The sequence below is a fragment of the uncultured Rikenella sp. genome, assembly GCF_910577125.1.
Lineage (GTDB): Bacteria > Bacteroidota > Bacteroidia > Bacteroidales > Rikenellaceae > Rikenella.
This window is the reverse complement of record NZ_CAJTMN010000035.1, coordinates 1-20,203: the sequence shown is the minus strand read 5'-3', so window position 1 is coordinate 20,203 and position 20,203 is coordinate 1. Positions and strand designations below refer to the sequence as shown.

Genomic DNA, 20,203 nt, shown 5'->3' with positions numbered 1-20,203 from the left:
AAGGTAAGCACCTCGGGTACGGGAACCCCGCTTGCCTGGTACCCCGCCCCGGGCTTCCGCGACGCAGGCAACTATGGGCGGTTAGGCGATCTGATGAGCGTCGGCGTCGGCGGGTACAGTTGGTCGTCCGCTGTCAGCGGGACTAACGGCGTGTTCTTGGACTTCGGCACGCAGACCCTCTATCCCAGCGGCGTGAACCACCGTGGCCACGGTGTTCAGTTGCGTTGCCTCTCGGAATAAACGGTGCCTTCGGGCACTCCGAAATAGCCGGATCTACCCCAAGGCAGCCTCTGCCAATTAGGCCGACACAGCCATTTGCCCACCGCGGGCACGCGGGGCCTGCCCGGCCCGAGGGCAGTTACGTCCGGCACAAAGCTCGAAAGTCGCCCGCCCGCCTATGAAAAGGTTTGCCGAGCCCGCGCGCCACGCCTTAAGAGGGAAATCGTCAAAACTCGCAAGCGAGTTTTGACGATTTCCCAAAGGCGCGCGGAAACAAATCCAACCACCCCGCCCCGGGCTTCCGCGAAAAATCCAATGGCGATCCGGTGGGCGTCGGCAGCAGCGGGTTCAGCGGGTCTTCCGCCACGAGCGGCGTCTACGGCCTAGACTTGAATTTCGGTTCGCAGGACCTCAACGCCAGCAGCTCGGACCGCCGTGCTTTCGGTTTTCAGTTGCGTTGCCTCTCGGAATAAACGGAGCTTACCGCAAAAAGAGAAGTCCATAACTTGGGGCAGGTTGCCTCCAAGTTATGGACTTCATGCGCATTCAACACCCGCCAGACTGTTGCCGACAAAAGATTTCTTTTAACCTCCGACTCAGCCTACAATGGTTATACCATCCATTTTCACCCCCTTCGTATTGTCGCAAATGCGCTTTTGAGGAAGATCGACGTCAGCTCTCGTTTAAGCACCGGATCAGTCTCGCAATTTCCGGGCATCGTGACCGAATGCTGCGCCCGAGCCTCCGGAGCGGGCGCCGAACAATGGAAAAACCGCAGCCGCTAAAGCCATCCGCCTAAAAATCCGGAAATAATTCATTATATTGCAACATTTCTCGGGATTACATACCGCTCCCCCCATCCGCACTGCCATGACACGCCCGCCTGACGAATCCCCGGATTCGCATCGTGCCTAACCACCGCCCCACACGAGGATAAAGTCACGCATTTTTGACGAAAACCACGCGCATTGCGCTCCGCGACAGCCGGATACGGGACAAGACGGATTCCCGCGGGCAGGCTCCGTGCGCCTGCCCGCCCCCTTCCGCACACCCCGCAGGGCATCCCGTTCCCGAGAAACCGACCGTTACATTTCAAACCAACTCCATATGTTCATGCTGCACAAACGCTTCAGCCTCCTGTTGCTGCTTGCCCTTCTGGCCGGCAGCCGCTCCGCCTCGGCCCAGAAAGACATTCATCGCGAAAACATCGAATGGGCCAACTTCTGGATGGAAAATGTCGACCGCGACGACCGTCCCCACGTACTCTTCATCGGCAACTCGATCACCCAGCGCTACGCCCCGATCGTAGCCGAGACCCTGAAAGACAAAGCATACTTCTCCCGGCTGACCACCTCCAAATCGCTCGGCGATCCGCTTTACCTGCAAGAGGTCGAGATGGCCCTTTCGCACAACCGTTATCACGTGATCCATTTCAACAACGGGCTTCACGGACGCGCCTACACCGAAGACGAATACATCCGCGACTTCGCCAAACTATACAGACTGATCCGCAAGTATGCCCCCGACGCCACCCTGATCTGGGCCACCATCACCCCGGTGCGCGATGCCGGGCGCCTCGACCGCTTCGAACCCTTCAACGAACGGGTGGCCGAACGCAACCGCCGCGTGCTCCGTTACCTCGAAGACAAAGGAGTGCTCGTCAACGACCTGAATGCCATTCTGGCCGACCGGCCCGATCTCTACGACCCCGGCGACGGCGTCCATCCCAACAGCCAGGGCACCCGGATGCTGGCCGAACAGGTAACCGACATCATCCGGCCGCTGTTGGAACAATAACCGGCCGGCAGACCGTAGCCCCCCCCCGCGCGCACTTGATGCCGATTCGGGTCGGAGGCCGCCACAGCCGCCCGATTGCTCCGGGAGCCCACTCCGGTCTGCGACCGATCGGCACAGAAACTTGAACCAAGAGTTGCACCTATGAAGACTCGTTCCCATTCAATAGATATGAAACACAGACACTTCGTTACGTTCGGTATCGTTGCCGCAGCCATAACGGTAGCGTCATGCAGTCCGTCGTCTCGGCAACCGGAGCAGGAAGAGCTTTCGCCGTATGTCGAACCACGGATCGGAACCGCCCATTGCCGGTGGTTCCACTTCACCCCCGGCGCGATGCCCTTTGGGATGGCCAAACCCGGCCCCTCGACCAATGGCAGCCTGGGGAACAAAACCGGCTGGGAAGCCACCGGATACGATTATCGCGACCGCTCGATCGAAGGTTTTCCGTGCCTGCATGAATTTCAGGTCGGCGGCATCGTGCTGATGCCCACCAGCGGCGAACTCATCACCGTTCCCGGCCATCCGGACGACAGTGTGAAGACCGGATACCGTTCCCGTTTCGACCGTCGGAACGAGATCGCTACGGCAGGTTATTACTCCGTCTTGCTGGACGACTACGGCATCCGGGCCGAGCTGACGGCTACGCCCCGGGTGGCCATACAGCGCTTTACCTTCGGACAGAGCGACCGGAACCATCTTCTTTTCGACATCGGAAACCGGCAGGGCGAAAGCGGTGCCGTGCGGGACGCCCGGGTCGTCTATACCGAAGAGGGACGTGTCGAAGGGTGGGTCGTCACCGAACCCGAATACGTAAAGAAATATCAACCCGGCGCAGTGGTGCCGCTCTATTTTTCGGCCGTGCTGGACCGGGAACCCGAATCGTTCGGTGTCTTTCATGGCAACCGGCAGGAAGCCGGAGTCCGACAGGCGAGCGGAGTCGGAGCCGGGCTCTATTTGGACTTCGGTCCGGAGGCCGGAAAGGTCGTTACGGCCAAGGTGGGACTCTCTTATACGTCGGTCGAGAATGCCCGCCTGAACCTTCAGCAGGAGGCCGCCGAGCTGACGTTCGACCAGGCTCGCGAACAGTCGCACCGCACGTGGGAAGAGTACCTGGGACGCATCCGGGTCGAAACCGACAACCCTGAGGATAAAGTCAAATTCTACACCGGTTTATACCACGCTTTGTTGGGACGCGGTCTGGCCAGCGACGTCAACGGCGCCTACCCGCGTCACGACGGCAGCGTCGGACAGCTGGAGACGAAAGCCGGAACGCCGGTGCACAACCTCTACAACACCGACGGCATCTGGGGCGGACAGTGGAACCTGGCCCAGGTCTGGGCACTCGCCTATCCGGAATACCTGTCCGACTACATCAGCAGCCACCTGCAGATCTATCGCGACGGCGGATGGCTGGCCGACGGCGTGGCGAACAGCCGCTACGTATCCGGCGTGGGAACCAACCTGCTAAGTACCGTCATTGCCGCGGCTTACGCCTGCGGCATTCGCGATTTCGACACTACGACCGCTTATGAAGCCTGTCTGAAAAACGAACTCGAAGGCGAGGATCGTCCGCTCGGAGCCGGGAAAGTCGACACAAAAGATTTCGTGAAGTACGGCTACGTACCTCACCGCGATCAGGGCGAAGGTCCCGACGAGGCATTCCTCTTCTCGGCGTCGCATACGCTGGAATATTCTTATAGTGCTTGGGCTGTGGCCCAATGGGCGCGGCAACGAGGCGACACGGCCCGGTACGAACAGCTGACGGAGCTATCGAAAGGGTGGGAACGTCTCTACGATCCGTCGTGCGATTTCGTCCGTCCGAAACGGGCCGACGGCACCTTTATCGACGCTTTCGATCCGATGCAGGTATGGCGCGGGTTCCAGGAGGGGAATGCCTGGCAGTACACGTTCTATGTGCCTCACGACGTTCCCGGATTGGTTTCCAAAGTGGGCGCCGAAGTCTTCAACGCCCGGCTGGACAGCATCTTTACCCTGTCGCAGCAGAAAATCTTCAGCGGCGGCACCGAAATCGACGCTTTTTCCGGCCTGCGCACCCTCTACAACCATGGGAATCAGCCCTGTTTGCATATCTCATGGCTCTTCAACGAAGCCGGCCGGCCGTCGCTTACCCAGAAATGGGTACGGGCTATTCTCAATGAGTTCTACGGCACGGACGGCATTCACGGTTACGGCTACGGACAGGACGAAGATCAGGGTCAACTCGGTGCCTGGTACGTGATCTCGTCGCTGGGTCTGTTCGACCTGAAAGGGTTGACCGGGGAAGAGCCCTCCTTCGGGTTGGGCGTTCCGCTTTTCGACCGGGTGACGATTCGGCTGAATAGCGACTACTATCCCGGCCGGGAGTTCGTCATCACGACTACCGGCAACGACGGCCGGCACCCCTATGTCGACCAATACACCCTGAACGACAAGGTGTTGCACGGCGTCCGCCTGCCCTTTTCGGCAGTGGCGGCGGGAGGCCGGCTCGACATTCGACTGGGGAGCGAACCGAAAGATAATTATTGAGAAAATAGTGCGGAACACAGGTTGCAGAAGACCGGACATGCCGTGCCCGATGCAACCCATGGAGTAACCTGGTGCTCGCCGGACGCCCCGTTGTTCGAACATGGGGCTCGTCATGCCAATATCGCACTGGGCTGGGGCAGTCAGGGAAACTGGATCGAGCACCTCTCTCCCAGCGCAACGATCTATTCGTGGGTAATGAACAACCATTGGCACACCAATTTCCCGTTGACCCAAGAGGGGCCGGTAGAGTTCCGTTACCGTCTGCTGCCGCACGACGGTTACGACGCCGTGCAGGCCAACCGATTCGGGGTGGAGCAGGCGCAGCCGCTGGTTTACGTGACCGCAGACCAAGATCCGCAGGTACGGCCGGTGATCGGGATCGACAATCCGACAATCTACTCCACAATCGTCAAATCGCTGGAATGCGACCGTACCCTGATCGTTCGTCTCCGTTCGGTATCGGATCGGGCCGAACATGTCACCGTGTCGTTCCCGAACAGGAAACCCGTCCGGACGACCGTATGCGGGCTGGAAGAAGAGGCCGGACAACAAACGGATGGCCGACTGACACTGGCACCGTTCGGCATGGTCACCTTGCGTCTCGAATATTGAGACAGGCGTGCGGCCGCACACCTGCTTCGATTCGACACCGCGGGAAATAAATTCACAAGATATTATAACTCCGAATTCAGAAACGATGAAAACCATTTTGAAATGCATATCGATCTGCTGGGCAACATGTTGCATCCCCGTTTCTCAGGGACAGACCCACACCCGGCTGCATCTGCCGGCGATCTTTTCCGACGGCATGGTACTCCAACAGCGGAGTACGGTTCCCGTGTGGGGCTGGGGCGAGGCGAGTACGACCGTGAAGCTCGTCGGCAGCTGGCAACCGAACGACACGGTCGCAGTGCAGGTCGACGCGTGCGGACGATGGAAAACGCGCATCCCGACAACGGATTACGGCGGCCCCTACACATTGGAGATCTTCTCCGACAATCTGCCGGACAACCGGATCGAACTGAAAGACCTCCTGCTGGGCGAAGTGTGGTTGTGCAGCGGGCAGTCGAACATGGAATGGGCCCCGCAAAACGGGATCCGGGATCAGGAACGGGAAATCGCGTCGGCCGACCGGCCGATGATCCGTTATTTCAGTCTGGCCAAACGCGGCAGCGACAACCCGCAGGAAGATTGTACCGCCCGGTGGGAGAGCTGTTCGCCGGAGGTGATGCGCCGGCGGAGTGCGGTGGCCTATTTCTTCGGCAAGCGGTTGAATCAGCAGCTCGACGTACCGGTCGGTCTGATCGTGTCGGCCTGGGGAGGGACACCGGCCGAAGTCTGGACACCGCGCGAGGTGGTGATGAATACGCCGGAAATCGCCGATGCGATGCCGGGCACCACCTATCCCTGGTGGCCGGTCGCACCGGGCGTGCTCTACAACAGCATGATTTTTCCGCTGATGCCGTACGAGATTGCGGGTGCCATCTGGTATCAGGGCGAGTCGAACCGTGACAACCCCTCGTCGTACCGTCTGCTGATGCAAAAGATGATCGAAAGCTGGCGCAGCGGGTTCGGTAAGGAATTCCCGTTTTATCTGGTTCAGATCGCCCCCTACCGTTACGGGTCTTCCGACAACGGCCCGGCACGGATTCGCGAGGCGCAGGATCGTGTGGCACGGCAGGTGCCGAACACGGGGATGGTAGTGACGGTGGATATCGGCGATCCGGACAATATCCATCCGGCGAAAAAGATCGAAGTCGGTACGCGGCTGGCCGATCTGGCGCTCGGCCGACACTATAAGGTGCTGGAAAAAGGGTATGAAAATCCGTTGTTCGAACGGATGGAGGTCAAGAAAGGAAAAGCGATCCTGACTTTCACACACACCGAGAGCGGCCTGACGTCTCCGGCCAAAACGATCTCCGGGGTACAGATCGCCGGGGCAGACGGACGGTTCGTCCCGGCCGAAGCGAAGATTCGGCAGAACCGTTTGGTCGTTTCGTCTCCGGAAGTCGAGACGCCGGTAGCCGTACGTTACTGTTTCGACGATGCCACGATCGGCAACCTGTTCAACGGCGACGGCCTGCCGGTAGCCCCGTTCCGTACAGACACCGACCGGTAAATCCGGGCATTCCGCCCGTTCGAACGAAGACCGGTACAACCGGAAGCGCGGAAGGCTATATCAGGTATGCGATATAGCCTTCCGCGCTTCTTGTGTACAGCCGACAGAGAGAGGGCGGTTATTGTCTCGGATAGAGCGTGTACGCCTGCACCGACCGGCCGTTCTCCATCCGATGCAGGGTCCATCCCGTGTCGCCGTCCCGCTCTTCCAGCCGCCAGTTCAGGGTCGGATCCTGGAGCAGCCTTTTGATGTGCGGCGGGAACGCATCGGCCCGACGAGCCTCTTCCCAAGTTCTGATCACCTTGAAGATCGCATATTTTTGGGGCGCGCTTTCGACATCTTTCTGCCCGATTTTCAGGAAATAAGTGGCTCCGTATCCGACAGCCGTCGCTTCGATGTGTTCGAACTGTTCGACCGTCGAACCGGCCGTGATCGGGAAGTTGACGCCGAACGACGACGGGAAGAAGTTGGCGTAGGTTACGTCGCGCAAATCTTTGCCCTGACTGGTGGTGCTGCCCCAGACCCGTTTGTCGGCATCGTAGATATTCAGTCCCCCGCCTACGTTCCAGACGCTCTGGTAGTGCCACGACCCTTCCGAGAGCGTGGCGCCGGTGAACCGCAGCGAGGGCAGCCGATGTTTGGCAGCCTGTTCGAACACGTTGCGGAAGAAACGTTTGACGGAGTAGGTTCCGAACCCGTTGTGGAACAGGAACTCCTGCCCGTCCAGGTCGTACATCCCCAGCCCGCTGCGAGCGGCCATATCGCCGTAGAGCTTGCCGAGTTCGTCCTGCAGCTCCAGATTCGGCACCAGCCCCTGATAACCCCATCCCACGGTCACCTGGAGTTTATCGACGGCATCGCCCTTCGAATGGGTCGCCGGAGTCGTGTTCCAGTATCCGCGGGTCACATTGAGCAGACGGTAAGGAGCGGTTTCCGATACGCCGAGGTAGTGGATCAGCTCCTTGCCGATCTTGACCATGTTCAGTTCGGGGCAGTGTCCCTCCCAACAGGCGATCTCCTCCAGATAGGTCGGATCGTCGATATAGATCGTCGTGTCGGTGGCCGAGAGGTCGGCGGTCAGGAAACGACGATGCTGGATGCAGGCGCTGTCCGAAGGAACGGGACTGCAGTCTTTCGTTCCGGGCGCCATGGAGTTGGTGATGGTCGTGCGCCCCAGGACGATGCTGTCCCGGGCCAGCAGGGCCGCATATTCGCGATGGGTGAGGTTGCCGGAACTCAGTCGGAACGGTTTGCGTTCGCCGTTTTTGCCGTCGATATACCCTTCGGAGTTTCGGTCTGGATTCAGGAAGCCCAGATCGTAAGCGTGGATACCGTGGAGCCCCATCTGTTTGGTATAGGAGGCGATGCTGTCGTACTCGCCGCCGTACACCCAGACATCGGGAGAGAAGGCGGTGGGGTCTTTGATCCATTTGCCGCGGTAGGTCGGATAAGGGAGTCCTTCGTCCAGCACGATACGTTGGATCACCTCCATCAGGGCGACGCTGTCGGGACTGCCCCACAGGGCGATGGAGGAGCCGATGTAGTCGACCCCGGGGAGATCCTGACGCATCAGGTGGTTCGGTTCGTTGTTCGTGAAGGTCGGCACACCCTCGGGCGAATAGATCAAATCGCCCTGTCGCCGGTCGCGCGACTGGTAGCGGATATTAATCCGCCCATTGCAGTCCACTCCGGCCGTGGCGCCGTAGACCATTCGGAAGTAAGGCTCTTTGCGGTTGTAGAAAGCGACGTCGTTGATCCCGTCGCCCCCCATGGTGAACTGTTGTCCCTCGTGGAGAGTCAGCGGCAGCGGATGGTTGACGTGGTCGGGCGAGTGGACGATATATCCGCCTGCCCCCGTTTCCGAGGTATAGCGTGCTTCGCCCCCGATGGTGTTGTCATCCAAGGCCAAAGCCCCGATGGCGTAGTTTACGGCGGCCGAAGTGTCCCGGGCCACGCCGATCACTTCGCCCAGCAGATTGTCGATGTTCGTGTAGAAACTGCCCCATTGGACGGCATCGATCCCCTCTCGGTTGTCGACCGACAACAGACTAAGTTTCAGGTATTTGTCCTTTTCTTCCAGCCGGACGGTAGCGACCGCTCCGTTTTCGTACTCCAGCGTGTAGCGTCCCTGGCTGTAACGGGCTTTTTGCGGGTAGTAGTAGCGTTTCAGCCGGCTGTCGTACAGCGACAACAGGGGAGAGGGCTGATCCGACGGGCTGAAGTTGCGATCGGTTTTGGTATTGTTCCACATACCGACAATGTAGCCTCGGGAGTCAACCTCGATTTTAAAGTAGTCGGTCCGGAAGGTCGTTTTGTTCCTCGAGGCGCAGTTGCAAAGCAGCAAAACAGATACGGCGTACCACCAGATTTTCCTCATGATTTTGTTATTTTTACCGGGTTTGGGTGTGTGCGTCACGCAACCTGCAATCGCCTGAAAAAGAGCCAAAAACGTTCTTTCCGGCTTCGACATTTCCGAGCGACTTATTGTAGTTCGCACACGATTCTAACAGAGTTGTAATTCAGCAAGTTACACATTAATTTCCGTTCCCCCAAATACGACTGCCGTCCGAGATGGCCGCCCCCTCCGCTATCGCACTCCACGCTCACCCGTCCGCGAATAAAAAAGTTTCGCCTCTCGGTTAACCGAGAGGCGAAACTTCCTGTGAATGCGTGACCCCGACGGGATTCGAACCCATATCGTCAGAACCGGAATCTGATATTCTATCCATTGAACTACGGAGCCGAGTCCGATGCGTCCGCCGCAACGCCCGAGCGTCCCGGCGACGCGCATTCCGGATGCAAAGATACACTTTTCTTTTCCTTTTCCAAAAACCTTTTGTTTTCCGCACCGATTTCCGGACGAAAAAGTCTCCGGGCAAAGAAAAATCGGGCGCGGCCCTTCCGAAAGAGACCGCACCCGACATCTGACAAATCGCAGGGAATCAGCCGGCTACTCGTCCAGCAAGATTTCGAGGATCTTGATCGCCGCATCGGTCACCGGGGTCCCCGGCCCGAAAATCGCCGCCGCCCCGTTCCGGTAGAGGAAGTCGTAGTCCTGGTGCGGAATCACCCCCCCTACAATGACCACGATATCCTCGCGCCCCAAGCGTTTGAGCTCGGCGACGATCTGCGGCACCAGCGTCTTGTGCCCCGCCGCCAGCGACGACACGCCGACCACATGGACATCGTTTTCGACCGCCTGTTTGGCCGCCTCTTCCGGCGTCTGGAACAGCGGCCCCATATCCACGTCGAAGCCGATATCCGCATACCCCGTCGTAACCACTTTGGCGCCCCGGTCGTGTCCGTCCTGCCCCAGTTTGGCGATCATGATCCGAGGCTGACGCCCCTCCTGTTTTGCAAAGCGTTCGCACAGCTCCTTGGCCTTCGCGAACTTTTCGTCGTCTTTCACTTCTGCCGAATAAACACCTGAAATAGAGCGGATCACCGCATTGTACCGTCCCACGACCACCTCGCAGGCATCCGAAATTTCGCCCAGCGACGCGCGCACCTTGGCCGCTTCGACCGCCAGCTCGAGCAGATTTCCCTTCTTCGTCCGCACACACTCCGTAATCGCCGCCAGCGCCCGGTCCACCGCCGCCTGATCGCGGTTGGCGCGCAGCTCCTTGAGCCGTGCCACCTGCGACTCGCGCACCGCCGTGTTGTCCACCGCCAGGATGTCGATCGGGTCTTCCTTTTCGAGCCGGTACTTGTTCAGCCCCACAATCGTCTGCTCGCCCGAGTCGATCCGGGCCTGCGTCCGTGCCGCCGCCTCCTCGATCCGCATCTTCGGCACCCCGGTCTCGATCGCCTTGGCCATCCCGCCGAGCGACTCGACCTCCTCGATCAACGCCCACGCCTTGTGCATGATCTGGTTCGTGAGCGACTCCACATAGTAGGAGCCCGCCCACGGGTCGACACTGCGGCAGATATTGGTCTCTTCCTGAATGTAAATCTGCGTATTCCGCGCGATCCGGGCCGAGAAATCGGTCGGCAGCGCGATCGCCTCGTCCAGCGCATTGGTGTGCAGCGACTGCGTGTGCCCCAACGCTGCGGCCATCGCCTCGATCGCCGTCCGGGCCACGTTGTTGAACGGATCCTGTTCCGTGAGCGACCAACCAGAGGTCTGCGAGTGAGTACGCAGCGCCAGCGACTTCGGGTTCTTCGGATTGAACCGGCTCACGATCTTGGCCCACAGCATCCGCGCGGCGCGCATCTTGGCGATCTCCATGAAGTGGTTCATCCCGATCGCCCAGAAGAACGACAGACGCGGCGCGAACGAGTCGATATCCATCCCCGCATTGACCCCCGTCCGCAAATATTCGAGCCCGTCGGCCAGCGTGTACGCCATCTCGATATCCGCCGTCGCCCCGGCTTCCTGCATATGATACCCCGAAATCGAAATGGAGTTGAATTTCGGCATGTGCTTCGAGGTGTACTCGAAAATATCCGCGATAATGCGCATCGAGAATTCCGGCGGGTAGATATAGGTGTTACGCACCATGAACTCTTTGAGGATGTCGTTCTGAATCGTCCCGCTGAGCTGGTCGAGCGTGCAGCCCTGTTCCAATCCGGCCACGATGTAGAACGCCAGCACCGGCAGCACGGCGCCGTTCATGGTCATCGAGACCGACATCTTGTCGAGCGGAATCCCGTCGAAGAGGACTTTCATATCTTCGACCGAACAAATCGACACGCCAGCCTTCCCCACATCCCCCACCACACGCGGATGGTCAGCGTCATACCCCCGGTGCGTCGCCAAGTCGAACGCCACCGAAAGCCCCTTCTGCCCCGCCGCCAGATTCCGGCGATAGAAAGCGTTGGACTCCGCGGCGGTGGAGAACCCTGCGTACTGCCGGATGGTCCACGGCCGCATCACGTACATCGTGGAGTACGGCCCCCGCAAATTGGGCGCAATCCCTGCCGCATAGTTGAGGTGCTCCATCCCGAGCAGGTCGTCTGCGGTATAGGTGCCTTTGACGGCGATATGTTCCGGCGTCATCCAGACCGGCGCCTCGCCGCATTCTTTCTTCGAGGAGCAACCGCAACCGGCGGCCGAAGATCCCGAATAACTTATATCTGAAAATTTAGCTCTCATGTGTGTTGATTTTTTCGTTTACAAGTGGTTAGAGGCTGCCGCAGAAATGCGCAGCATTTCCCGTCCACGGGACGTGGGGCCCGCCCGGCCCGAGGGCAGTCGAAGCTCGACCGCGCGCCGACGCCTTAAAGAGCGATTCAACTGTTTCGGCGACAGCCGAAATAGAATGAATCGCGTAAGGCGCGCGGGCTTGTCAAAGCGTTTTTCAGTCGCCCGCGGCAATTCTTGCCGAATTGGCTCACCGCCAATCGGCAGAATATGCCCTCTTTGGCGGGCGGGCGACTGTCGAGCTTTGTGCCGGACAGAACTGCCCTGCGCGGGCGGCGGCCGGGTGACCCCGGCGGGACGGAGCGATACTACGTATCGCTAACTTGCCTCTGCCTCAATTCCCTCCTGTAACTAAAGAACAAACGAAACGACCGATTAAATACCCAGTTCGCGTTGATAGTTTTCGAGCGTTTCGAGGACATTGCTCCGGACGCTGATGAAGTGCGAGATGCCCGCCGCTTCGAGCTCCGGCTGACACGCCGGCGCCCCCGCCACCACCACGATCACCCCCGAGTCGCGGAACGCCTCGAAGACCTTCGGAGCCAGCGCCGCATAGTCGTCGTCCGACGAGCAGACCACCACGATCTGCGCCCCCGACGCCTTCGCCGCCTCGATCCCCTCGTCCACCGACGCGAAGAACGTGTTATCCATCACCTCGATCCCCGCACACGCGAAGAAGTTGCAGGCGAACTGCGCCCGGGCCCGAGCCATTGCCAGGCTGCCGCACGTCAGCATGAACGCCTTCGGCCTCTTCCCGCTGCGATCCGTACGGAGCCGCATCGCCTCGAACGCCATCGCCCCGCGGTACGGTTTCAGCGGCCGGAACTCCGGCTCCTTATCCGCGTGCTTGCATCCGCAATGGCAATGCTTCGCCCCCCTCGTCACCGTTTCGGGAGTAATCTCCGCCGGCGCCTTTTCGTTGAAATTCGGATACTGGTTCGTCCCCAGGAGAATCTCACGTCGCGTGGCGATATTCTGATCCCGTTTGTTGGCAGTAGTTTCGACCTGCTCCTGAACGAACTCTTTTTCGAACGCAGCGGTGTACCCCCCCAACTCCTCGACCGCAAGGAAGAGCTTCCACGCCTCCTTCGCGATCGACGCCGTGAGCTCCTCTATATAATAAGAGCCCGCCGCCGGGTCCGTCACCTGGTCGAAATGCGACTCCTCTTTCAGCAAGAGCTGCACATTGCGCGCAATCCGCGAGCTGAACTCCGTCGGCTGTTCGTAAGCATGGTCGAACGGCAAGACCTCGATCGAGTCCACCCCTCCGATCGCCGCGCTCATCGCCTCCGTCGTCCCGCGGAGCATGTTGACATACGGGTCGTAGACCGTCTGGTTCCACGCCGACGTGCGGATATGCGCCCGCAGTTTGGACGAGCACCCCCGTTTCGGGTTGTACGGCTGCATGATGTTGGCCCACAGCAAGCGCGCCGCCCGGAGTTTGGCGATCTCCATGAAGTAGTTCGTCCCGACCGAGAAGTCGAACTTGATGGCCGGCGCCACCCGGTCGACATCCATCCCCCGGTCGGTCAACCGCACCACATACTCGTGCCCCATCGCGAGCGCGAAAGCGAGCTCCTGCACGATTGACGCCCCGCAGTCGTGGAACAGCGTCCCGTGCACCGTGACGAGTCTGATGCGTTTATACTGCGGCGCTTTGTCGAGCAGCTCCTGAATGCGTGCGAAGCGTTTGTCGCCGTCCGGCGCCGCGCATCCCCAGCTGCCCTTTTTCGAGAGCTTCATGAGCGGGTCGATTCCGAAGACCGCAAAGACCTGTTCCGGGTCGAACTTTTCGGCCGCGATTTTATCCAAGAACAGTTCCGCCGCCCGATAGACCCCGCAGCCGCTGAAAGCCAGTTCCACGGCGGTAATCGTAATGCCGCCCAGCAAGGTGTCGAGGTCGGCCGCCGAGAACTCCTTGTTCCGGATGACGAAGCCGAGCGAGTCAACCCCCTTCATCAGCACATCGTGGGCCGTCCGATTGGCCGCCGCCACGTCGTCTCCGACCTCGATCGTCTGCCTCACGCGCCAGTCGTTATCCCCCTTGACCCCCCGGACATACGGGAACTCGCCCGGCCGGGAGCCGAGGTGTTTCAGGTCGGCGAGGTTTTCGGCCCGGTAGTAGGGTTCCACCGTAAACCCCTCCATCGTACGCCACACCAGTTTTTTGGTGCGGTCGGCCCCTTTCAGGTCTTTGGCGATGACCTCTTCCCACTCCGCGGTGGTAACGGGAGGGAATTCGGCCATCAGCTGTTTAGCCTTTTCTTCAGCCATGTGTTGTAGTGTATTGGTTTATATTCGTCTGCATTTCGTTTCTCCGCCCCGCGGATGGCTCGGAAAGGCGGAGTGTGAATTCGCTAACAGATTCATACAAAGTTAAAAGATTATTTCGAAAAACCGTTTTCGGTTCGATTTTTTCGTGCCGAGAGGCATCCGTCCCAAAAAATTTATCAACAATCGATTAAACTTTTGTTGCGCCCCGCGTCTTAATCTCGTGCGCCGGCGGAGAGCGGCCCGGCAGGGCGACAGAGACGGCCGCAGTGATTCGGGAAGACCCGACGCCCCCACGCGCAACACAGACAATTCATTAAAAACCAAAGATAAACGTGACCAGTAGCATGAGAAGAGTAGTCGGATGGATCGGCCTGCTGCTATGGCCCGCCGCGGCCGCCGCAGCCCCCATCACCATCAAAGGAAAAGTGATCGGCAGCGACGACGGCAAACCCATCCCCGGAGCCTATGTGATGATCAACCCCGCCGAACCCGACGTCGCCAAACGCACCGTCCTGACCGGTCTGGAAGGCGAATTCACCATCGTCAGCCGCGAGAAAAGCACCACCCTGAGCATCTCGTTCATCGGCTACAAAGACTACCTCAAGACGATCGACCCCTCCGCCGGCCGCACCGTCGACCTCGGCACCGTCCGGATGGTTCCCGAAGCCATCACCACCAACGAAGTGAAAGTCACCGCCCAGGCCCCGATGGCCACCATGCGCGGCGACACCCTGCAATATAACGCCGCCGCCTTCAAGACCAACCCCGACGCCTCGAGCGAAGACCTGCTCAAGAAGATGCCCGGCGTGACCACCGACGACAACGGCGCCGTCGAAGTCCACGGCCAGACCGTCGGCAAAGTCTACGTCGACGGCAAAGAATACTTCGCCGACGACCCCGCCCTCGCCCTGAAGACCCTCCCCGCCGACGTCGTCGCCAGCATGCAGGTCTTCGACGACAAGAGCGACGAATCGAAATTCTCCGGCTTCGACGACGGCGAACGCATCAAAGCCATCAACATCGTCACCAAGAGCGGCGTCAGCTCCAGCGCCTTCGGTAAAGTCTACGCCGGCTACGGCACCGACAACCGCTACTCCGTGGGCGCCGCCGCCAACATCTTCAACCCCACCCACCGGTGGACCATTCTCGCCGCGCGGAACAACGTCAACAACCAGGGCTTCACCCTGAACGACATCGCCAGCGCCATGACCGGTCGCCGAGGCGGCATGGGCGGCGGCATCGACGCCAGCCAGTTCACCACCGGCGTCCGCGGCGGCATCCAGACCACCACCATGGCCGGCCTCAACTACCAGGGCGAATTCTCGAAAGTGAAACTCAACGGCAGCTACTTCTTCAACAACGTGAACGCCGACATCTGGCGCGCCATCACCCAGAACTACAACACCGAAGGCAACCGCCAGTACTACGACACCACCGCCACTCGGGGCTACAACTACCAGCACCGCGCCAACCTGCGGATCGAGTGGAACCCCAACGAGACCAACCGCATCTTCTTCCGCCCCCGCGTGACCTACTCCACCAACCACGGCCACAGCGCCAACCTCACCAGCACCTGGCTCAACGCCATGGAGACCAACACCGCCGCCAACCGCTACGCCACGAAATTAGGCACCTACGACGCCTCCGCCAACCTCTTCTGGATGCACCGTTTCGGCAAAGCCGGCCGCACCCTCTCCGTCGGCGGCTCCGTCGGCGGCAGCAACGGCTGGGGCGACCGCAGCCAGCAATCCGAATACGGCTCCCTGGACGAGACCGGCGACGAGAGCACAGACGGCCTCTCGCTGCTCGACCTCTACACCAAAGCCACCGGCGACCTGACCTACAGCACCCTCAACCAGATCGGCACCCTCGGCACCCCCGGCTTCGACGCCTCCGGCCGCGTGAGCTACGCCGAACCCCTGTCGCCATCCTCGCGCCTGCAGTTCAGCTACCGCATCGGCTACGACAAGACCGACTCCAAGATCCTGAGCTACGACTGGGATCCCCTGCTGAACGAAATACTGGAGCTCGACCCCACCACCTCCAACCTGTTCAACCGCGACCAGACCCGCCATGCCGGAACCGTAGGCTACAACTGGGTCAAGAAAGATAAGATGACCCTCAACGCCTCGCTCAGCTACCAATACACCACCCTGAACGACGACGAGACCTATCCGCAGACGATGGACAACCGCTACCACTTCGACGCCTGGCTGCCCCGCGTGCGCTTCGAATGGAAACCCACCAAAATGCAGAGCTTCCAGTTCGAATACCGCCGGAGCACCTCCACCCCCACCGTCAACCAGCTGCAAGACGTGCTCGACATCAGCAACCCCCTCCAAGTCTACTACGGGAATCCGGGCCTGAAACAGAGCTACACCGACCGGCTGCAACTCTCCTACAACCTAGCCAACCCCGAGAAATCGACCAACCTTCACCTCTTCGCCTTCGCCAACCTCACCCAGGACTACATCGCGACCCACCGCCGCTACCTGACCGCCGACGAAGAGATCAAAGGCATCACCGTCGTCCGCGGCGCCCAGGTCTCCACCCCCGTCAACCTCAACGGCTACGTCAACGCCAACCTCTTCGGGATCTACAGCTTCCGGATCCAACCCATCCGGAGCAACATGAACATCGGCTTCCGCTACCAGTTCGCCAAGACCCCCTCGATGGAAGACCACGAGAAATACCTCTCCTACAGCAACCGGATGGGTCTGAACCTCTCGCTGACCAGCAACATCTCCGAGAACGTCGACTTCACCCTCGCCTACCGTCCCTCGCTGAACTTCACCACCAGCAAACTGAAAGACCGCACCTCGGGCACGACCGACCGCACCTTCGACCGCTACATCGGCAGCGACCTGGCCGCCTTCCTGAACGTCTTCCTGTGGAAAGGCCTCTTCATCAACGCCGACGCCACCTGGCGCAACTCCGTCGGGACACAGTCGAGCTACACCCAGCACTACGCCCTGCTGAACGCCGCCATCGGGTATAAATTCCTGAAATACCGGCAAGCCGAAGTCCGCCTCTCCGCCTACGACCTGCTGAACCAGAACCGCTCCTTCTGGCAGAGCAGCAACGCCACCTACACCCAGACCACCCTGACCCGTACCCTGAAGCGCTACTTCATGCTCAGCTTCACCTACAAATTCGACACCCGGAAGAACCGCTCCGCCGAGAACTACGGCACCAACGACCGTTCGAGCTGGCAGCGCGGCCCGCGCGGAGGCGGCCCCGCAGGCCCGCCTCCCGGCGGTGGTCCCGGCGGACCCGGCGGTCCCCGGTAACCCTCCGGCGACATACTACGCCCACCCATCGCGCCGTTTCTCCCTCAGCGAGGGAGCGACGGCGCTTTTTTATGACCGCTTTTATGGCCGTCGAACCCGCGAAAATCGTATATTTGTCCTGTTATGGATGCACTGAAAGAGAAAATCGACACCCTCCGCCGCGAGCGCAACGCCGTCATTCTGGCCCACTACTACACCGACTCCGACGTGCAGGACATCGCCGACTTCGTCGGCGACAGCCTCGCCCTCTCGCAGCAGGCCGCGACGACCGACGCCGACGTGATCCTCTTCGCCGGCGTCCACTTCATGGGCGAGACCGCCAAAATCCTCTCCCCCCGGAAGACCGTCCTGATGCCCGACATGGCCGCCGGCTGCTCGCTGGCCGACTCCTGCCCCGCCGACGCATTCGCCGCCTTCATCGCCGCGAATCCCGGGCGGACCGTCATCTCCTACGTGAACACCACCGCCGAAGTCAAAGCCCTGACCGACATCGTCTGCACCAGCAGCAACGCCGTCGAGATCGTCCGGTCGCTGCCCCCCGACGAACCGATTCTCTTCGGGCCCGACCGGAACCTCGGCAACTACATCCGGAACATCACCGGACGCGAGAACATGCTCGTTTGGGACGGCGCCTGCCACGTCCACGAAGAGTTCTCCCTCGAAAAGATCCTCGACCTGAAGCAGGCCTACCCCCACGCCAAAGTGCTGACCCATCCGGAGTGCAAACGGCCCATCGTGCTCATCTCCGACTACGTCGGCTCGACCGCCGGCCTGTTGAAATACGCCGTGAACGACACCTCGACCGACACCTACATCGTCGTGACCGAACCCGGCGTCCTGCACCAGATGCGTCTCGCCGCCCCCGGCAAGACCTTTATCCCCGCCCCGCCGAGCGACCCCTCCTGCGGCTGCAACAACTGCAGCTACATGAAACTCGTGACCCTGCCGAAGATCGCCGCCGCCCTGGAGACCCTGCAACCCGAAATCCTCATCCCTGAAGAGGTGCGCCGCCGCGCCGAAGGCTCCATCCGTCGGATGCTGGAGATCTCCGCCCGGCTCGGCCTCGTCTAACCCCCCTCATCGATCGAAACCCACCATGCGCATATTCAAAGAGACCGGCGAATACCTCACCCTGATGCGGAAAGTCTTCTCCCGACCCGAGAAACTCTCCATCTACCGCCGCCGCGCCCTGTTCGAAATGGAAGCCATCGGCCTGAACTCCATCGGCATCGTCGCGATCATCTCCGTCTTCATGGGCGCCGTCGTCGTGATCCAGATGGCCAACAACCTCGAGAACCCCTTCATCCCCAAGATGCTCATCGGATACGCCACCCGCGAATCGATCGTCCTGGAGTTCAGCTCCACCATCGTCGCCCTGATTCTGGCCGGGAAAGTCGGTTCGAACATCGCCTCCGAAATCGGCACCATGCGGATCACTGAACAGATCGACGCCCTCGAAATCATGGGCGTCAACTCCGCCAGCTACCTGATCCTGCCGAAAGTCGTGGCCTCTGCCCTCTTTTTCCCCCTGCTCACCATCATGAGCATGGTGATCGGCGTCATCGGCGGCTACCTCGTCGTCGAAGCCACCCAGATCTTCCCCCCGTTCGAATACCTCGCCGGGATCCGCTACGCCGTCAACCCCTTCTACATCACCTACTCCATCACCAAAGCCTGCGTCTTCGGCATCATCATCTCCACCATCTCGGCCTACTACGGCTACTACGCCAAAGGCAACTCCCTCGAAGTGGGCCGCGCCAGCACCCGCGCCGTCGTGGTGAGCAGCATCGTGATCCTGATCTTCAACCTGATTCTCACCCAAATCATGCTGACCAAATGATACGCGCCATCGACGTCTGCAAATCCTTCGAAGGGCGGCTGGTACTCGACCGGATCACCGCCACCTTCCAGCCCGGCAAGACCAACCTGATCATCGGCCAGAGCGGTTCGGGCAAGACCGTCCTGCTGAAATGCCTCGTCGGCCTGCACGAGATCGACAGCGGCCAGATCCTCTACGACGACCTCTGCTTCAGCGGCGCCCCGCTCGAAGTGAAGCGCGAGATCCGTCAGAAACTCGGTATGATCTTTCAGGGCGGCGCCTTATTAGACTCCTCGACCGTGCTCGAAAACGTGATGTTTCCGCTCGACCTCTTCACCGACATGTCTCAGAGCGAAAAGGAAGACCGGGCCGACTTCTGCCTCAAGCGCGTCAACCTGACCAACGCCGAACACCTCTACCCCTCGGAACTGAGCGGCGGGATGATCAAACGGGTAGCCATCGCGCGCGCGATCGTGATGAACCCCCAATACCTCTTCTGCGACGAGCCCAACTCGGGGCTCGACCCGAAGACCTCGGTCGTGATCGACAACCTGATCCAGGAGATCACCCAGGAGTACAACATCACCACGATCGTCAACACCCACGACATGAACTCCGTGATGGAGATCGGCGACACGATCATCTTCATTTACCAGGGGAAGAAGTGGTGGGAAGGGACGAAAGACGACATTCTGGAGGCCGACAACCAGGAACTGGAAGATTTCATTTTCGCCTCGGCCATGGCCCGGAAAGTGAAGCACATGCAGCGGCGATAGGGATTCGGCCCCCTCTTGCAGCGAACTGTATTTAGACAAAAGCGGCGACAGAGGGGTACCTCCCATTGTTAGCCCTGCAATCTATTTATATCCTTTCGATTATATCCATCCGATCAGCCCATCGATCCCGTCCCGGGCTACCGCGACGCGAGCGGCTACGGCGAGGGCGCGTTGTGGGGTGTCTACAGCAGCGGGCACAGCTGGTCTTCCGCTACAAGCGGCATCAACGGTTTGTACTTG

The 20,203-nt window shown here is 60.2% G+C and carries 13 protein-coding genes and 1 tRNA gene; 10 read left to right on the top strand and 4 right to left on the bottom strand.

The window, feature by feature from the left end:
* From QZ292_RS05370 to QZ292_RS05345, 6 genes are all read left to right on the top strand, one after another.
* A partial coding sequence (locus tag QZ292_RS05370) for a hypothetical protein (RefSeq protein WP_294598892.1) occupies window positions 1-240 on the top strand: 240 nt, incomplete at its 5' end.
* A gap of 305 nt (window positions 241-545) precedes the next feature.
* On the top strand, window positions 546-692 hold the full coding sequence (locus tag QZ292_RS05365; RefSeq protein ID WP_294598889.1) for a hypothetical protein: 147 nt from the start codon (window positions 546-548) through the stop codon (window positions 690-692).
* 634 nt (window positions 693-1,326) lie between these two features.
* Window positions 1,327-2,016: an SGNH/GDSL hydrolase family protein gene (locus QZ292_RS05360; RefSeq protein ID WP_294598886.1), complete on the top strand. Its 690-nt coding sequence runs from the start codon at window positions 1,327-1,329 to the stop codon at window positions 2,014-2,016.
* 168 nt (window positions 2,017-2,184) lie between these two features.
* Window positions 2,185-4,542, top strand: coding sequence for a GH92 family glycosyl hydrolase (locus QZ292_RS05355; RefSeq protein ID WP_294598883.1), 2,358 nt, complete (start codon window positions 2,185-2,187; stop codon window positions 4,540-4,542).
* 21 nt (window positions 4,543-4,563) lie between these two features.
* Window positions 4,564-5,154, top strand: coding sequence for a glycosyl hydrolase-related protein (locus QZ292_RS05350; protein WP_294598880.1), 591 nt, complete (start codon window positions 4,564-4,566; stop codon window positions 5,152-5,154).
* Between the two features lie 85 nt (window positions 5,155-5,239).
* Window positions 5,240-6,661 carry a sialate O-acetylesterase gene (locus tag QZ292_RS05345; protein WP_294598877.1) on the top strand — a complete coding sequence of 474 codons (1,422 nt, stop codon included), beginning with the start codon at window positions 5,240-5,242 and terminating at the stop codon, window positions 6,659-6,661.
* A 118-nt stretch (window positions 6,662-6,779) separates the two neighbouring features.
* On the opposite strand, the gene QZ292_RS05340 is transcribed toward QZ292_RS05345, so the two are convergent.
* From QZ292_RS05340 to QZ292_RS05325, 4 genes are all read right to left on the bottom strand, one after another.
* A complete protein-coding gene (locus QZ292_RS05340; RefSeq protein WP_294598873.1) occupies window positions 6,780-9,038 on the bottom strand; it encodes a hypothetical protein in 2,259 nt (752 codons plus the stop codon).
* Between the two features lie 294 nt (window positions 9,039-9,332).
* A tRNA-Arg gene (locus tag QZ292_RS05335) sits at window positions 9,333-9,404 on the bottom strand.
* Between the two features lie 207 nt (window positions 9,405-9,611).
* The gene (gene scpA, locus QZ292_RS05330) at window positions 9,612-11,756 is read right to left on the bottom strand and encodes a methylmalonyl-CoA mutase (protein WP_294598871.1); all 2,145 of its coding nucleotides are present in this window, start codon (window positions 11,754-11,756) and stop codon (window positions 9,612-9,614) included.
* Window positions 11,757-12,179: 423 nt separating this feature from the next.
* Window positions 12,180-14,078, bottom strand: coding sequence for a methylmalonyl-CoA mutase family protein (locus QZ292_RS05325; RefSeq protein WP_294598868.1), 1,899 nt, complete (start codon window positions 14,076-14,078; stop codon window positions 12,180-12,182).
* 344 nt (window positions 14,079-14,422) lie between these two features.
* Here QZ292_RS05325 and QZ292_RS05320 point away from each other — a divergent pair, with 344 nt between their 5' ends.
* The 4 genes from QZ292_RS05320 (at window position 14,423) to QZ292_RS05305 (ending at window position 19,963) form a co-directional block, all read left to right on the top strand.
* Window positions 14,423-17,368: an outer membrane beta-barrel protein gene (locus QZ292_RS05320; protein WP_294598865.1), complete on the top strand. Its 2,946-nt coding sequence runs from the start codon at window positions 14,423-14,425 to the stop codon at window positions 17,366-17,368.
* Window positions 17,369-17,491: 123 nt separating this feature from the next.
* Window positions 17,492-18,439 (top strand): quinolinate synthase NadA, encoded by a 948-nt coding sequence (gene nadA, locus QZ292_RS05315; RefSeq protein WP_294598862.1) that lies wholly within the window; start codon window positions 17,492-17,494, stop codon window positions 18,437-18,439.
* Between the two features lie 25 nt (window positions 18,440-18,464).
* Complete coding sequence (locus QZ292_RS05310) at window positions 18,465-19,208, top strand: ABC transporter permease (RefSeq protein WP_294598859.1); 744 nt, start codon at window positions 18,465-18,467, stop codon at window positions 19,206-19,208.
* Window positions 19,205-19,963 carry an ATP-binding cassette domain-containing protein gene (locus QZ292_RS05305; protein ID WP_294598856.1) on the top strand — a complete coding sequence of 253 codons (759 nt, stop codon included), beginning with the start codon at window positions 19,205-19,207 and terminating at the stop codon, window positions 19,961-19,963. Before QZ292_RS05310 ends, QZ292_RS05305 begins: the two co-directional genes overlap by 4 nt.
* Window positions 19,964-20,203 lie beyond the last annotated feature (240 nt).

Bases quoted from the DNA above. Each gene is read 5' to 3' on its own strand.
- QZ292_RS05360 (WP_294598886.1), top strand. From the start codon at position 1,327: ATGTTCATGCTGCACAAACGCTTCAGCCTCCTGTTGCTGCTTGCCCTT.
- QZ292_RS05355 (WP_294598883.1), top strand. From the start codon at position 2,185: ATGAAACACAGACACTTCGTTACGTTCGGTATCGTTGCCGCAGCCATA.
- QZ292_RS05345 (WP_294598877.1), top strand. From the start codon at position 5,240: ATGAAAACCATTTTGAAATGCATATCGATCTGCTGGGCAACATGTTGC.
- QZ292_RS05340 (WP_294598873.1), bottom strand. From the start codon at position 9,038: ATGAGGAAAATCTGGTGGTACGCCGTATCTGTTTTGCTGCTTTGCAAC.
- scpA (WP_294598871.1), bottom strand. From the start codon at position 11,756: ATGAGAGCTAAATTTTCAGATATAAGTTATTCGGGATCTTCGGCCGCC.
- QZ292_RS05325 (WP_294598868.1), bottom strand. From the start codon at position 14,078: ATGGCTGAAGAAAAGGCTAAACAGCTGATGGCCGAATTCCCTCCCGTT.
- QZ292_RS05320 (WP_294598865.1), top strand. From the start codon at position 14,423: ATGAGAAGAGTAGTCGGATGGATCGGCCTGCTGCTATGGCCCGCCGCG.
- nadA (WP_294598862.1), top strand. From the start codon at position 17,492: ATGGATGCACTGAAAGAGAAAATCGACACCCTCCGCCGCGAGCGCAAC.
- QZ292_RS05310 (WP_294598859.1), top strand. From the start codon at position 18,465: ATGCGCATATTCAAAGAGACCGGCGAATACCTCACCCTGATGCGGAAA.
- QZ292_RS05305 (WP_294598856.1), top strand. From the start codon at position 19,205: ATGATACGCGCCATCGACGTCTGCAAATCCTTCGAAGGGCGGCTGGTA.